Source organism: Amycolatopsis sp. NPDC043889 (assembly GCF_056435645.1).
The window spans coordinates 87,249-101,695 of record NZ_JBWKEC010000017.1; the positions used below are offsets into that span (position 1 = coordinate 87,249).

Below are 14,447 nucleotides of genomic sequence, written 5' to 3' on the forward strand. Positions count from 1 at the left end.
AACGCGACGGTCGCCAAGGTCACTGAGCCACGTCACATCGGGCGTACCCGCGGTATCGGGGTGGCCGTGCCGTAACCGTCCGGGGAGGACACCTCCACCGGAATCGACAGCGGCCGGATGACCGTCCGGGTCCACACCGAGTCGATCCAGTCGGCGGCCGTGTCGACGACGAGGTCCGCCGAGAGCCCTCGCGGAAGCGGCGGTACGTCGGGTTCCCAGCCTGTTTCGTGGTGGACGACGCCGAACAGATGGCGGTGTTCGTCGATCGGTTTGTTCAGCACGTAGGAATCCCGGCCTTCGAACCGGGCCCAGACGTCGAAGGTGCCCTCGCCGTCCTGGTCGGGGAAGACCTCGATCTGCAGGCTTTCGACGGTGTCCCCGATCGCCTCGACGATCCTCCTCAGCCGCGTGGCGACGTCTTCGGAATGCGCGTCGAGCACGCGGCGCAGTCTCCGGCGGTACTCTTCCTGGTCCACACAGGACAATTTAGCGCGCCCGTGTGACCGCACTAGCGCCCCTTGTCACTCATGACCCCGGAACTCCGCATCGCCGGTCCGTCAATGCGCGGTCTCCCTATGGCGTCCGTAAGGCTTGGCGTCGATAAGCGTGACGCCCACCGCCCCGCCGCTGGGCACGCGATACTCCCGCCTCTCGCCCGGTTGCGCGCCGTGAAGCGCGCGGCCGAGCGGGGAGTCGGGGGAGTAGACCTCGAGTGCGCCGTGGCCGGCCTCGTCCCGCGTGCCGAGCAGGAAGGTCTCGGTGTCGCCGTCGTCGTACCGGACGGTGAGCACCATGCCGGGCTCGGCGATCCCGTCGTCGGGAGGATCCTGTCCGACGACGGCGCCGCGCAGCATGTCCTCGATCTGCCGGATCCGGGCCTGCCGGTGGGTGTTGTGCGCGATTTCGTCGTCACCGTACCGGTCGCCGGTGCCGGGGCGCCGCAACGTGGCGAGTTCCCGCACCAGGCGCGCGTGCGCTTCCGGGGTCAGCCAAGGGCCTGACGAGACGGTGGACATGATGGTGATCGCCTTTCGGGGATACGTCTGTGGGGGCCGGGCGCGGAAACGGCCCGCCCCCCACAGACCTTCGGTGAAGCCCGCGTCGGTCAGCGGGCCTCGGGTTCGGGTGACTTGTGCCGGAAGACGCCGGCGTCGGTGGCGAACCCGATCGCGGCCTTCAGCAGAAGGTCCTTCTCGGCGCGGAGGAGGGCGTTCTCGGCGCGAAGACGGTCCACTTCGGACTGTTCGGCCGGCGGCGTTTCGTTGTCCGGAGTCATCGGCGAAGCGGGTCGAAGGGGCGCAGGGCCTCAGGTTGTTTGCCGGTGGTGATGTGCTCGGCCAGGAGTCGTCCGGTGATCGGGCCGTGGGTCAGTCCCCACATCCCGTGCCCGCCGGCGACGTAGAGCCCCGGGGTGCTCGTCGCGCCGATCACGTGCCGCCCGTCGGTGGTGACCGGGCGGGAGCCGACCCATTCGTCGGTGTGCCCCTCCCAGTCCAGGCCGGTGAGGAAGGGCCGTGCTGACGCGATGATCGCGGCGATCCGGGCCGGATCCAGCGGCGCGTCCGGCTTCCGGAACTCCATCGTCCCGGCCACACGGAGGCCGTCCCGGTACGGCGTGCACGCCACACGGATGTCCGGCAGGTAGAGCGGGCCGGGCACCGGGCGGTCGGTCGGCACGGTGAAGGAGTAGCCGCGTCCGGCGCGGACGGGGATCTTGACTCCCCACTTCCGGCCCAGGTCACCCAGCCAGGCCCCGGTCGCCAGCACGACCGCGTTGGCGTTCACCGTCTGGCCGGTCTTCGAGCGCACGCTCAGCGCGTGCCGGTGCGCGCGCAGGGAGGCGACCTCGAACTTGTGGCGGATCGTGCCGCCCCGGCCGACCACCGCCCGTGCGAGCGACTCGACGAACCGGCCAGGGTCCACGTAGCGCTGACCGTCGATCCGGACGGCGGCGCCGAGCCGGGCCGTGGCCTGGGGGAACCGCTCGGCGAGATCGGCCGCGGTGAGTCGTGTCCAGGAGATGTCCTGACCCGTCTCCGCGACGCGCCGCAGTTCGGAGATCAGCGCCGAGGCCTGGTCCGCGGTCTCGAACGCCGCCGTGATCGGCGCTTCGATGGTCGGCGCGTCCACCCCGTTCGCGGTGAGGACGCCGAAGGCTTCCAGGCACTCTTCGTTCAGGGGCGAGTTCGCTTCGACCGCGCGAGTCCACGATCGCCCGGTGCAGTTCGCGGCGAAGCGGGCGAGGAACGACCACAGCCGCGGATCGGGGGACGGCGGGACGTGCAGCGGTGCCTGCCGGTCCAGCAGGGTACGCAGCCCGTAGCGAAGGACGCCGGGATCGTTGAGCGGGATCGCGAGGCCAGGGGAGAGCCAGCCGGCATTGCCCCATGACGCTCCCGCCGCGATGCCTTCGCGATCCAGCACCGTGACGCCGACGCCACGTTCTTGCAGGAACCACGCGGTCGACAGGCCGACCACGCCGGCTCCGATCACGATCGCCGAACGCGGGCCGCCGTCGATCCGGTCGAGCTCGCCCATGAATTCCTCCGCTGCACGAGTGGTGCTGTCGCGGTCAGGATGGCTCGGATCCGGACGGTGGAGATTGTCCGGTTCCGACAATCCGGGCGGGTCGGTTTGGCCGGAACGGTCAAGGGGCCGGATCGGACACGGCCAGCTCGATGATCATCGCCAGCCGTTTCGCGGGCTGGTCGAGGCGGAGTTCGGTCACCTCCGCCATCTTCCGGAGCCGGTAGCGGATCGTGTTCGGGTGGACTTCCAGCCGCTCGGCGGCCTCCGCGAGATCCCCCTGTGCCTCGAGCCAGGCACGCAACGTCGCGACGTAACTGGTGGCGTTGGCACTGTCGTGCCGCCGCAACTCGGTGATCGGGCCGCGGGCCGGTGCCCTGCCGGACGCCGCGGCGGCTCGCAGCCGTTGCACGAGGATGTCGTCCCAGGCCTCGTCGTAGGCGATCGCGGATTTCGTGCCCGGCCGCACGGCGTGCAACGCAAGGCATTCGTCCGCTTCCAGCCTGCTGGCCGGCAGTTCGGCCGACGCCGCGCCCGCACCGATCCCGGCCAGCATCGTCACCTGCCGGGGCAGCGCCTCGCGGATCGAACGCACCCATGCCCTGGCCGCCCCGACATCGTCCCCGGGCAGGACCGTGTAGACGGTGTTGCTGAACAACGTGCTGCGGCCGGGCCGTGACCAGCCGAAACCCGTCGTCGCCCGCTCGAACGCGAGCAGGAGCGCGGCGTGACGCTCGTCGCCGATATGGGCCTGGAGCGCGATCACCCGGAACCGGCCGGGAGGCAGGCCGAGCCTGCTGAGCACGGCGGCGGCGTCCGGCGTTCCCTCCACCAGCCTGATCACGAGATCGGACTCGACCTGCCGCTCCAGGTCCGCGCTCGCCCGAGACCGCAGGAGGTGCAGGCCGACGGTGCGCGAGCTGTCCCGCAGGACCGCGCGCCGCGCGTCGGTCAACGGCCGGTCGCATTCCACCCAGATCGAGCCCAGTAGCTCCCGGCCCGCGCGGACCGCGACGACCATGCGCCCGGTCAGTCCGTGTTCGGGATCGGCTTCGACGAACAGCGGCTCGTCGGATTCCGCGAGATGCGCGAACACGCCGCGCCGTTCGAACAGTTCGCGGACCGGTTCCGGTACCCGCCTGCCGAGGATCGTCTCCAATCGCGCCCGGTCGGCCAGGTGCTGCCGGCTGGAGTAGGCCAGGACCCGGGAGAGGCGGTCCTCGATGGTCACCGCGCTGCCGAGCGCGTCCGCCAGGCTGTCGGCCAGCGCGAACAGATCGGTCGGACCGCGTCCCGACTCGGTCTCGCGGCCTTCCAACACGAGGCCGTAGACCACGCCGGCGAGCTGACCCCAGGACACATCCGGCTCCACCAGCAGCACCGCGACGCCGCCGCGCTCCGCACGTTCGGCCGCCGCCGGATCGGGCGCCGACCCGCGGACCAGGACGACCGACGCCCGTGCCGCCGCGGCCAGCTCGACGGCCGTCGCGACGGAGTCAGTCCCGACGGCGAGGTACACGTCCCCGCGCAGGTCGCGGGGGTCGGCGGCGTCGTGCATCACCACATCGCGCAAGGCCGCCTCGCGCGACACCGGGCAGCACCACAGCCGTGCCCCGTACCCACCCAAGACGTTCACGAGCCGATCCAGCGTCACCATGGCCGCGACCCTGCCATCAAATGGTGCCGGGCACGACGCGTTCACCCGTTGACTGTGAGTTTAGGAACCTTTTACACTGCAATCGTTAGGAAACTTACTTAACTAAAGCGACTCCGGCTGACAAGTCGCCGCCCACCGCCGGTACTCGCCGACTCCGCAACGTCGAGGAGTTCGCATGAAACGGAGAACACCCCTGGCCGGTGTCGCGGTGGCGACGCTGGCCCTGCTGGGGCAGACCTTGATCTCGTCGGGTACCACCGCGCAAGCGGAATCACTGCTGTCCGGGGGCAAACCGACCACGACCTCGTCGGTCGAGGGCGTCGAGTTCGGCGGCGCCAACGCCGTCGACGGCAACGCCACGACCCGGTGGGCGAGCGAGGAGATGGTCGATCCGCAATGGATCGCCGTCGACCTCGGCGCCACCGCGACCGTCACCAAGGTCAGACTGAACTGGGAAGTCGCCTACGCCAAGACGTACAAGATCCAGGGCTCGGCCGACGGCAGGACCTGGACCGACATCAAGTCCGTCGTCGACGGCGACGGCGGCATCGACGAACACCTCGGCCTCAACGCCACCGCACGCCACATCCGCGTCCACGGCACGGCTCGCGGCACGACCTACGGCTACTCGTTGTGGGAGCTGGAAATCTACGGTGATCGCGTCGGCGGCGGTGACACGCAGGCGCCGACGGTGCCCACGGGTCTCGCCACGAACGCCACCACGACGGACAGCGTCACCCTCGGCTGGACCGCGTCCACCGACAACGTCGGGGTCACCGAGTACGAGGTGCTCCGCGACGGGAACGTCGTCGGGACCACGGCGACGACCACCTACACCGACAGCGGCCTGGCGTCCGGAGTGGAGTTCGGCTACTCCGTGCGGGCACGGGACGCGGCGGGCAACGTCTCCGCGGCGAGTCCGGTGATCAGGGCCGCGACCCAGCCGGGCGGCACCGGCCCCGTCACCCTCGCGCTCGCGGGTGACATCGCCAACCCGGAGCTCTTCTCCACGCACCAGGGGACCGCGAACCAGGTCGCCAGAATCAACCCGAAGTACGTGCTGACCGTCGGCGACAACCAGTACCACAAGGGCACCATCTCCGAATACCGCTCGCACTACGACAAGACGTGGGGCAAGTTCAAGAGCATCACCAAGCCCACAACGGGCAACCACGAATGGGACGACCAGCTCAGGGGCTACAAGGAGTACTTCGGCGCGATCGCGTACCCGCAGGGTTTGCCGTACTACAGCTACGACATCGGTGACTTCCACTTCGTCGCGATGGACTCGAACCCGATCTACACCGGCGGTGGGTCCGACCAGGTGAACTGGCTGCGCAACGACCTGGCGAAGAACACGAAGTCCTGCGTCATCGGGTACTGGCACCACCCGCGCTTCAACTCGGGGAACTCCGGGGACAAGAGGCAGATGGCGCCGCTGTGGAACGAGATGGCCAACGCGAAGGCGGACATGGTGATCACCGGACACGATCATCACTACGAGCGGACGAAGCCGCTGGACGTCAACGGCCACGTCGACGAGGCCAACGGCGTCCGCTCGGTCATCGCCGGCATCGGTGGCGACTACCTCTACACGGACTACAGGGCGCGTGAAGGGGTCGAGAAGATCCTCGCCAAGCACGGGGTGATGAAGCTGATGCTGAACGGGAAGTCCTACTCCTGGGAAATCCACGACACCAACGGGAATGTGCTCGACAAGGCGGGACCGTACACCTGCCGCTGATCGCCGTGGTCCGGTGCCGAACGCGGCACCGGACCCGGTGTCGTGAGTGGCGATTCGGGCTATCGAGCCGAAGGGCGAACGTGGCGAGTTTCGGACTGACCACGGGAGCCCGCCGGGCGTTAAGTGTCCACAAGGGACACTTTCGGACGGTGATATGTCTTGTTCGTGTATGAATGTGCGGTTTTCGGGCGAGGTCGTGAGTGATAATGACGGTTAGAACGCTCATTACCACTCACGACCCCGCGCAAAGTGTCCAAAACGAACATTACTGCCTGGCCGGCGTCCCTTGTGGATGGTCAAGAACGCGCCAGGCTCCACCACCGACTCGCCATCGGTAGCCCCTAGTCAAGACATGACACATTGCTTACCCCTCAACATGAAACACGCCTTAAGTCCATCCAGGAGTACAGGTGAATCGAATGGTGAAGCCGGGCACCGCCGCGATCGCGGCGATCGTCCTGCTCGCTCAGCCCGTGATCGCTTCCAGTGCAGCGGCCGGACCGGCGGAATCCCTGCTGTCGGTCGGCAAACGCACCACGACCTCCACCGTGGAGAGTGAGGGTTTCAGTGGCGCGCTCGCCGTCGACGGCGATTCGACGACCCGTTGGGCCAGTCTGGAGAGCGATCCACAGTGGATCGCGGTCGACCTCGGCGGTCCGGCGGACATCAGCCGGATCAAGGTCTTCTGGGAATCAGCCCACGCGAAGGACTATCAGGTCCAGGCGTCCGACGACGGCCAGAACTGGAGCGACGTGAAAACCGTGGTGGGCAGCGACGGCGGCCTCGACGAGTTCACCGGGCTGAACACCTCGGCCAGGCACGTCCGGATCTTCGGCACGGCGCGGGCGACCGTTTACGGGTACTCGCTGTGGGAGCTGGAGGTCTACGGCGCCCGGACCGGTGACGGCGACATCCAGCCGCCGTCGGTGCCGACCGGGCTCCGGCAGACGTCGTCCACCACCGAAAGCATCACGCTCGGCTGGACCGCGTCCACCGACAACGTCGGGGTCACCGAGTACGAAGTCCTGCGCAACGGCAACGTCATCGGCCGGTCCACGACGACTTCCTACACCGACACGTCGCTGGCGTCGGGCTTCGACTTCCAGTACGCGGTGCGGGCGCGCGACGCGGCGGGGAACCTGTCCGGATCGACCGTGCCGGTGAAGGCGTCCACCCGGCCGACGGCGTCCGACGGCATCGTCATCGCGCTCGCCGGCGACATCGCCAAGGCGGAGCTGCCGTCCGAGCACCAGCGGACGGCGGAGCTGGTGAGCAAGATCAACCCCCGGTACGTGCTGACGGTCGGCGACAACCAATACGTCGACGGCACCATCGAGGAGTTCCGGACCTATTACGACAAGACCTGGGGCAAGTTCAAGAAGATCACCAAACCCACACCGGGCAACCACGAGTGGAACAACGAGCTGGCGGGATACAAGCAGTACTTTGGGAAGATCGCGACACCGAAGGGGAAGCCATACTACAGCTTCGACGTCGGCGCCTTCCACTTCGTCGCGCTCGATTCGGACCCGGTGTACAACGGCGGGGGCGCTGAGCAGGTGGCGTGGCTGCGCAAGGATCTGGCGAAAACGAAGAAGTCCTGTATCGCCGGATACTGGCACCACCCGCGCTTCAACTCGGGGAATTCCGGCGACGCGAAGAGTATCGCGCCGTTGTGGAACGTGCTGGCCAGGGCGAAGGCGGACGTAGTGTTCGCCGGGCACGATCACCATTACGAGCGGACGAAGCCGCTGGACGTCAACGGGCATGTCGACGAGGCCAACGGTATGCGGTCGGTCATCGCCGGTATCGGCGGAGACAGTCTCTATCTCGATTACAAGGCCCGTGAAGGCGTGGAGAAGATCCTGGGCAAGCACGGGGTGATGAAGCTGGTGCTCAAGGGGAAGACCTATTCCTGGGAGATCATCGGCACCAACGGGGAACTGCTTGACAAAGCGGGCCCGTACACCTGCCGGTGACAGGAAAGGGGACGGAATGAAGCTCCCGGTGAAGTTCGTCGTGGCGCTGGCGGGTGTCGCCGCGCTCGCCGCCGCCTCGGTGGTGTACGTGGTGCAGGCCAAGGCGAACAGCCCCGAGCGGCGGACGGCCGACGCGGCGGTCGCGGTGGATTCCTCGGGGCGGGTCGTACTGAGCGAGCCGGGGAGGCTGCTGTTCCGCAACGGCGCGCCGGGGCCGGGGTACGGGAACGTCGCATCGGTCCCCGTTTTCGAACCCGGGGGCCCGCGACGGATCAGTTCACTCGGCTGCGAACGGTTCTACACGGCGGTCGACGGCGGCCTGTGCCTGGCGAAGGAACCCACGCCGCTGCCGGGCGCGGTCGCCAAATTCGTCGACTCCGCGCTCGGCGAGGTCAAGCGCGTCGACGTCCCCGGCATCCCCAACCGCGCGAAACTCTCACCCGGTGGCCGGATGGGGAGCTGGACCACCTTCGTGACCGGTGACTCGTACTCGACGCCCGGCACCTTCTCGACGCGAACGGCCATCATGGATCGCGAACGGAACGAGCTTTCGAGCAATATCGAGGGCATCCCGCTGCGGATCGGGGACGCGGTCCACCGGGGCGAGGACGTCAACTACTGGGGTGTCACGTTCGCCACCGACGAGCGGACGTTCTTCGCCACGGTCGCCACCGGCGGGCGGACCTATCTCGTGGAGGGCGACAACGAGGCGTGGAAGGCGCGCACCCTGCGGGAGAACGCGGAATGTCCGTCGTTGTCGCCGGACGGCACGAAACTCGCGTTCAAGAAACGCGTGGCCGACGGCGACGTCCGGCCTTGGCGGGAGCATGTGCTGGACCTGACCACGATGCGGGAGACCCCGCTCGCGGAGGCGCGCAGCATCGACGACCAGGTGGTCTGGCTCGACAACGACACGATCGCCTACGGCCTGCCGCGCGGGGACGGCAAGGAAAGCGACATCTGGTCCGTGCCCGCCGACGGCACCGGATCACCGCGCCTTCTGGTCCCCTTGGCGTCGTCGCCGTCGGTCACGACGGCTCGTCGATAACGGCGAATCTCCCGTCCTCCCGGTACAGCCAGTACCGGCGCAGCATGCGCAACACCACGGAGACCTGCAGTGCGGTGATCCCGGGTAAGGGAGCGAGGTCCCTGGTGAGGAAGTCGGCCATTTCGTCCTCGTTCCGGAACACGCCCTGGTGGATGACCGAAGCGGTGCCGGCGACGATCGACACGTACCGCGCCGACGGATGCCGCGCCAATTCCCGGGCCACGGCCTGGATGGCGCCCGGGGTGATGGTCAGCGCGATGACCGCCTCCAGTTCGTAGCCGAGCTGCGCGGGTTCCACCTCGACGCGTGGCCGGACGATGCCGCGCCGCAACGTCGACTGGATCAGCCGGTAGGCGGTGGACTGGCTGAGGCCGAGGCTCCGGCCCGCTTCGGCCGCGGTGATCCGCCCGTTCCCCGCCAGCAGCCCGATGAGCCGCCGCTCGTCCGAGCCCACCTCGTCGGCGTCGAATCCGTCCGGCGCGGCCGGTATCACCTGATCGCGGGACAAGATCTTCTGCTGCTCTTCGCTCAGCCGGTGCAGACGCCAGGAGTCGGCCCTGGTCAGCGCCCGCAGCACCAGTTCCGAATGGGTCCCCGCCACGCCCGGCACCCCGGGGATGCGCTCGGCGAGCAGTTCGCGTGCCTCGGCTCGGTCCGGAACGTGCACGGCCAGGTAGACGTCCGACCGGCCCGCCGTCTCCGCCGCGAGCTGGACCTCGGGAAACCGCGCGAGCGCCTTCGCCGCCGAACCGGACGCGCCCGGTTCGGTCGTGACCCAGACATGCCGCGGGTTTCCGCGAGCCCTCGCCGTCCACTCGACCTGGCCGATCACCCGGAGGATCCGCTGTTCCTCGAGGCGGACCAGCCGTCGTCCCACCGTGCTGGCGGAGACGTCGAGCGCCTCGGCGAGCGTGGCAACCGAGGCGCGCGGGGCGATCTGGAGCGCCGCGATCAGGTCCAGCTCGGGTTCGGTCAACATGAGGTGAATATATCAGTCATCTGGCGCGCCTATGTGACTGTTCCGTGCGGAATACAGTTCAGGGTTGCACTATTCGTTCGCTTGAGTTTGTAATGGGCCTCCGATCAGGAAGGAGCCGCGCCGGTGAGTTCCAGCCAGGCCAGAACGACCTCACGTCCGATGAACCTCCTGCTGCGCGCGCTCGACGGCGTCGAGCGGCTCGGCAACAAGCTGCCGCACCCGTTCTGGCTCTTCGTCATCCTGAGCGCAGTGCTGGCTCTGGCCAGCTGGGGGCTCAGCGCGGCCGGGGTGTCCGCGGTGAACCTGGCAACGGGCAAGACCGTTGAGGCGAAGAACCTGTTGTCCTCAGACGGCGTGCGGATGATGGTGACCGACGCGGTCAAGAGCTACACGTCCTTCCCGCCGCTGGGCACGATCCTCGTGGTGATGCTCGGCGTGGCGGTCGCCGAGAGGTCCGGTCTGCTCGCGGCCGTGCTCCGGTCCGGTGTTTCGAAGGTCTCGCCGCGGTGGGTGACCTTCGCGCTGGCATTCACCGGAATGGTGTCCCACGTCGCTTCCGACGCGGCCTACGTGGTGCTGATCCCGTTGGGGGCCTTGGCCTTCCGCGCGGTGGGGCGCAGCCCGATCCTGGGTATCGTGGTCGCGTTCGTATCCATCTCCGCCGGGTACGACGCGAGCCCGCTGATCACGCCGACCGACGCCATCCTGTCCGGGCTGACCACGGCGGCGGCGCAGACGATCGATCCGGCCTATTCGGTCACGCCACTGGCCAACTACTTCTTCTCGCTCGCCTCGTCGGTCGTGCTGGCCGCGGTGATCACGCTCGTGACCGAGAAGGTCCTGGCGCGGCGCGCCGAGGCGATGCCCGTCGACGACGACGCGGAGGAGGACGATCTCGGCTCGCTCCAGCTCAGCCGCCAGGAACGACGGGGCCTGCTCGCCGCGCTCATCGCGCTGGCCGTCTTCGTGATCGCCCTCGTGCTGGCGGTGCTGCCCGCGTCGTCGCCGTTACGCGGCAAGGGCGGAAGCATCATCGAGTCACCGTTGCTGACCTCCATCTCGATCTTCCTCGCGCTGGGTTTCCTCGCGGCGGGCTGGGCCTACGGAAAGGTCGCCGGGACGGTGACCAGCAGCCGCGACATCCCGGGGTTCATGGCACACGGATTCCGCGAGGTGGCGCCGATCCTGGTGCTGTTCTTCGCCATCTCCCAGTTCCTGGCCTACTTCAAGTGGACCGGTATCGGCGAGATCACCGCGATCAACGGCGCCGGTCTGCTCAAATCCGCCGGCGTCTCCGGACCGGTCATCATGCTGGGCATCCTCGTCGTGGTGACCCTGGTGAACCTGGTCGTCACCAGCGGCTCCGCCCAATGGGCGCTGATCGGCCCGGTGTTCGTGCCGATGCTGATGCTGCTGGACATCCCGCCGGAGACCACGCAGGCGCTGTACCGCATCGCGGACTCGTGCACGAACGCGATCACCCCGATGAGCCCGTACTTCGTGATGGCGCTGGGTTTCCTGCAGCGTTATCGGCGTTCGGCGGGGATCGGCACGCTGTTCTCGATGACGGTCCCGCTCTCGTTCGCCCTGCTGGTGGTGTGGACGTTGCTGTTCTTCGTGTTCTGGGTGTTCGGCATCCCGCTCGGCCCCGGTGCCCCCGTTCGGTAGAAAGGATTCTCTTGTCACACACGGATTGGTCCCGCCAGGCACTGCCGGCCATGCTCGACGATCTGCGGACGATCGTCGAACTGGAGACGCACAGCTACGACAAGCCGATGCTGGACAAAGGCCTCGACACGATCCGGGCCTGGGTCTTCGACCGCCTCGGCGCACCCGATGCCGAGGCCCGCCACACCGACACGGTCCGCGGCGACGTGCTCGAACTGAGCTATGCGGGGACGGCGCCGGGAATGGTGCTGCTGCTGAGCCACTACGACACGGTCTGGCCGACCGGGACGCTCGCCGGATGGCCGTACACCGACGAGGACGCCCGCGTCACCGGGCCGGGCGCGTTCGACATGAAACTCGGCTTGGTGCAGTCGGTCTGGGCCTTGCGAGGCCTCCGCGAACTCGGCCTTCCGCATCCGTCGGTCAAGTTCCTCTTCAACGGCGACGAGGAGATCGGCAGCCCCCACTCGCGGCCGTACATCGAAGCGGCCAGTGAAGGCGCGCTGGCCACGCTTGTCTTCGAGGCGTCACTGGACGGCAAGCTGAAGACCGCGCGCAAGGGGGTCGGCCTGTTCGACGTGACCGCCACCGGCGTCGAGGCGCATGCGGGCCTGGACCCGTACGCGGGAGCGAGCGCGATCCACGCCCTCGCCGAGATCGTCGGACAGCTGGCGGCCGCGGGCTCGCGTGAACACGGGACCACGGTCAACGTCGGCACCATCTCCGGCGGTACCGGTCGTAACGTCACCGCGGGCGGCGCGAGCTGCGGCGTCGACATCCGCGTCGCCGAACCGTCCGAAATGGACCGGATAGACAAGGTGTTCGCCGGCCTGGAGGCCGCCGATCCTCGCGTGACCGTCTCGGTCGAAGGGGAGTGGAATCGACCACCGATGACGCCGAACGACCCGTCGCGGGCGCTGTTCGCGACCGCTCGGAAGGTGGCCGCCGAAGAGGGCTGGGAGCTGGAGGAGACCGCGGTGGGAGGGGCGAGCGACGGCAACTTCGTGTCCGCGCTGGGCCGCCCGGTGCTCGACGGGCTCGGTGCGGTCGGAGGCGGCGCCCACGCGCGCGACGAACACATCCTCGTGAGGCACATCCCGGAACGGACGGCGCTGACGATCGGGCTGATCGCGGCACTCGCCTGAAGAGTTTGCCCGCCTCCCGCGTGGGTATCCCCGGAGCTGTCGAAAGGAGGTCACGATGGCCGACCACTTGCCGTTGGCGAATTACGACGAACTGCCCGCGGGGACGCTTCAGCACCGCATCCGTGCACTGACGGGACCACAGCTGCGCGAACTGATCGACTACGAGCAGGAACACGGTGGGCGTACTCGGGTCCTCGAATTGCTGCGGGTCCGTCTCGACGAGGTCGTCGCCGATAATCGTGCGGTGGCCGAAGTGCTGCAGGACAACCGGTTCGCCACGCTGTTGCTGGATCTGCTGACCGAGGACGAGAACGCGCCGACCGGAGCACCGGCGAGTTGCGCTTCGACATTCCGCTCCTCGCCGACCGAGTGGTCACCGCGGTGAACGAGACCGGGCACCACGAGGTGGTCCGCGGCTTGCCGATCGGGTTGTTCGGTGCCAGTACGGGTGCCGCGGCGGCGCTGATCGCCGCGGCCAGGGAGAAATCCGTTCGTGCCGTGGTGTCCCGTGGTGGCAGGCCGGACCTGGCGAGCGGCGCCTTGACCGAGGTGAGAGCTCCGACGCTGCTGATCGTCGGCGGCCTTGACCATCCGGTCCTGGAGCTGAACCGGCTCGCCGCCGGGCGACTCGTCGCGCCGAACCGCATCGAGGTCGTGGCCGGGGCCACCCATCTGTTCGAAGAACCGGGAGCGCTGGCCGAAGTGGCGAGGCCGGCGACGGACTGGTTCGACCGGCACTTGCCATGACCGGCAGGACGTGAGCAGTGATGTCAGCACCGGAATCCACAATGGACAAGGGAGCCGTCGTAACCGGCTACGACGGCTCCGAAGAAGCACGGAAGGCCGTGCGCTGGGCCGCGGGGGAAGCCGCTGCCCGCGGCTGTGGATTGGTCGTAGCCCACGTCGTCGGGTTCCCGTCCGTACCCGAGGCGGCCCCGGGTGGCGGGGCGTGGCCGCGGCCGGGGTTTCTCGAAGCAGGTCAGGAAACAGCACAGCGGCACGCCGAAGTCATGCTCGGCGACATCGCGCGGGAATGCCGCCGAGCATGGCCGGATCTGGCCGTTTCGACCCGGCTGTTGTCCGGCCGCGCACCCGACGCGCTGGCCCGTGCCGCGGAGAACGCGGATCTGCTGGTCATCGGGTCGTCGGGGCTCACCGCGCTGCCGAGGCTCCTGGTCGGGTCGACGGCCAACGAACTCCTGCACGACTACCACCGGCCCATCGTGGTGGTACGAGCCGGTGACGAACCGCCGGCGGACTGCGATCGGAAGGTCGTGGTCGGCGTCGACGGATCCGAGACCAGTGTGGAGGCCATCGGGTTCGCCTACGACTTCGCCGACCGGCACGGCTGCGTGCTGGTGGCCTTGCACGTCTGGTCCGATCTTCCGCTCGAAGCGATGGCGGTGAGTCCTACCGAGCACGACAGGGAGATCATCGAGGAACGGGGAAAGCCCCTGCTCGACGAATCGCTGGCCGGATATCGGGAACGGTATCCGGACGTCCCCGTCCACCGGGTGATCGCCGTGGACCGGCCCGCTCATGCGCTGGCGGAGCAAGCCGAGTGTGCCGCGCTGCTCGTCGTCGGCAGTCATGGACGCGGACCGCTCCGCCGTGCTCTGCTCGGATCGGTCAGCCGGGCCATGGTTCACCACGCGCCCTGTCCCGTCGCCGTGGTCCGTCACCACAAGGACTGAGACCGGT

At 68.3% G+C, this 14,447-nt stretch carries 14 protein-coding genes; 8 read left to right on the plus strand and 6 right to left on the minus strand.

Going from position 1 to position 14,447, the window contains the following annotated elements; all coding sequences use genetic code 11:
- Window positions 1-32: 32 nt before the first annotated feature.
- The 5 genes from AC0685_RS27540 to AC0685_RS27560 form a co-directional block, all read right to left on the minus strand.
- Window positions 33-476 carry a DUF6389 family protein gene (locus tag AC0685_RS27540; protein WP_478228180.1) on the minus strand — a complete coding sequence of 148 codons (444 nt, stop codon included), beginning with the start codon at window positions 474-476 and terminating at the stop codon, window positions 33-35.
- Window positions 477-557: 81 nt separating this feature from the next.
- Complete coding sequence (locus AC0685_RS27545; protein ID WP_478228181.1) at window positions 558-1,016, minus strand: GreA/GreB family elongation factor; 459 nt, start codon at window positions 1,014-1,016, stop codon at window positions 558-560.
- Between the two features lie 89 nt (window positions 1,017-1,105).
- Window positions 1,106-1,276, minus strand: coding sequence for a transposase (locus AC0685_RS27550; RefSeq protein ID WP_478228182.1), 171 nt, complete (start codon window positions 1,274-1,276; stop codon window positions 1,106-1,108).
- The gene (locus AC0685_RS27555) at window positions 1,273-2,538 is read right to left on the minus strand and encodes an NAD(P)/FAD-dependent oxidoreductase (RefSeq protein WP_478228183.1); all 1,266 of its coding nucleotides are present in this window, start codon (window positions 2,536-2,538) and stop codon (window positions 1,273-1,275) included. Before AC0685_RS27555 ends, AC0685_RS27550 begins: the two co-directional genes overlap by 4 nt.
- Window positions 2,539-2,647: 109 nt before the next feature.
- A complete protein-coding gene (locus AC0685_RS27560; RefSeq protein WP_478228184.1) occupies window positions 2,648-4,183 on the minus strand; it encodes a PucR family transcriptional regulator in 1,536 nt (511 codons plus the stop codon).
- A 175-nt stretch (window positions 4,184-4,358) separates the two neighbouring features.
- Here AC0685_RS27560 and AC0685_RS27565 point away from each other — a divergent pair, with 175 nt between their 5' ends.
- The 3 genes from AC0685_RS27565 (at window position 4,359) to AC0685_RS27575 (ending at window position 8,954) form a co-directional block, all read left to right on the plus strand.
- Entirely contained in the window at window positions 4,359-5,927 is a 1,569-nt protein-coding gene (locus AC0685_RS27565) for a discoidin domain-containing protein (protein WP_478228185.1), read from the plus strand.
- 419 nt (window positions 5,928-6,346) lie between these two features.
- Window positions 6,347-7,906, plus strand: a complete 1,560-nt coding sequence (locus tag AC0685_RS27570) for a discoidin domain-containing protein (protein ID WP_478228249.1) — start codon at window positions 6,347-6,349, stop codon at window positions 7,904-7,906.
- 16 nt (window positions 7,907-7,922) lie between these two features.
- The gene (locus tag AC0685_RS27575; protein WP_478228186.1) at window positions 7,923-8,954 is read left to right on the plus strand and encodes a TolB-like translocation protein; all 1,032 of its coding nucleotides are present in this window, start codon (window positions 7,923-7,925) and stop codon (window positions 8,952-8,954) included.
- Here the strand turns inward: AC0685_RS27575 and AC0685_RS27580 are convergent.
- Window positions 8,935-9,933 carry an Lrp/AsnC family transcriptional regulator gene (locus AC0685_RS27580; RefSeq protein WP_478228187.1) on the minus strand — a complete coding sequence of 333 codons (999 nt, stop codon included), beginning with the start codon at window positions 9,931-9,933 and terminating at the stop codon, window positions 8,935-8,937. The two genes, AC0685_RS27575 and AC0685_RS27580, sit on opposite strands and share 20 nt — an antisense overlap.
- Before the next feature lie 159 nt (window positions 9,934-10,092).
- Here AC0685_RS27580 and AC0685_RS27585 point away from each other — a divergent pair, with 159 nt between their 5' ends.
- From AC0685_RS27585 to AC0685_RS27605, 5 genes are read left to right on the plus strand one after another with little or no spacing between them, the layout of a single operon-like run.
- Window positions 10,093-11,601, plus strand: a complete 1,509-nt coding sequence (locus AC0685_RS27585) for an AbgT family transporter (protein ID WP_478228250.1) — start codon at window positions 10,093-10,095, stop codon at window positions 11,599-11,601.
- A 50-nt stretch (window positions 11,602-11,651) separates the two neighbouring features.
- Window positions 11,652-12,746, plus strand: coding sequence for a M20 family metallopeptidase (locus AC0685_RS27590; protein WP_478228251.1), 1,095 nt, complete (start codon window positions 11,652-11,654; stop codon window positions 12,744-12,746).
- A gap of 55 nt (window positions 12,747-12,801) precedes the next feature.
- On the plus strand, window positions 12,802-13,131 hold the full coding sequence (locus AC0685_RS27595; RefSeq protein WP_478228188.1) for a DUF8129 domain-containing protein: 330 nt from the start codon (window positions 12,802-12,804) through the stop codon (window positions 13,129-13,131).
- On the plus strand, window positions 13,128-13,493 hold the full coding sequence (locus AC0685_RS27600; protein WP_478228189.1) for a dienelactone hydrolase family protein: 366 nt from the start codon (window positions 13,128-13,130) through the stop codon (window positions 13,491-13,493). Before AC0685_RS27595 ends, AC0685_RS27600 begins: the two co-directional genes overlap by 4 nt.
- Before the next feature lie 20 nt (window positions 13,494-13,513).
- Entirely contained in the window at window positions 13,514-14,440 is a 927-nt protein-coding gene (locus AC0685_RS27605) for a universal stress protein (protein ID WP_478228190.1), read from the plus strand.
- Window positions 14,441-14,447 lie beyond the last annotated feature (7 nt).

Coding starts and splice junctions, on each gene's coding strand:
- AC0685_RS27545 (WP_478228181.1), bottom strand. CDS start 1,016: ATGTCCACCGTCTCGTCAGGCCCTTGGCTGACCCCGGAAGCGCACGCG.
- AC0685_RS27550 (WP_478228182.1), bottom strand. CDS start 1,276: ATGACTCCGGACAACGAAACGCCGCCGGCCGAACAGTCCGAAGTGGAC.
- AC0685_RS27555 (WP_478228183.1), bottom strand. CDS start 2,538: ATGGGCGAGCTCGACCGGATCGACGGCGGCCCGCGTTCGGCGATCGTG.
- AC0685_RS27560 (WP_478228184.1), bottom strand. CDS start 4,183: ATGGTGACGCTGGATCGGCTCGTGAACGTCTTGGGTGGGTACGGGGCA.
- AC0685_RS27565 (WP_478228185.1), top strand. CDS start 4,359: ATGAAACGGAGAACACCCCTGGCCGGTGTCGCGGTGGCGACGCTGGCC.
- AC0685_RS27570 (WP_478228249.1), top strand. CDS start 6,347: ATGGTGAAGCCGGGCACCGCCGCGATCGCGGCGATCGTCCTGCTCGCT.
- AC0685_RS27575 (WP_478228186.1), top strand. CDS start 7,923: ATGAAGCTCCCGGTGAAGTTCGTCGTGGCGCTGGCGGGTGTCGCCGCG.
- AC0685_RS27580 (WP_478228187.1), bottom strand. CDS start 9,933: ATGTTGACCGAACCCGAGCTGGACCTGATCGCGGCGCTCCAGATCGCC.
- AC0685_RS27585 (WP_478228250.1), top strand. CDS start 10,093: ATGAACCTCCTGCTGCGCGCGCTCGACGGCGTCGAGCGGCTCGGCAAC.
- AC0685_RS27590 (WP_478228251.1), top strand. CDS start 11,652: ATGCTCGACGATCTGCGGACGATCGTCGAACTGGAGACGCACAGCTAC.
- AC0685_RS27595 (WP_478228188.1), top strand. CDS start 12,802: ATGGCCGACCACTTGCCGTTGGCGAATTACGACGAACTGCCCGCGGGG.
- AC0685_RS27605 (WP_478228190.1), top strand. CDS start 13,514: ATGTCAGCACCGGAATCCACAATGGACAAGGGAGCCGTCGTAACCGGC.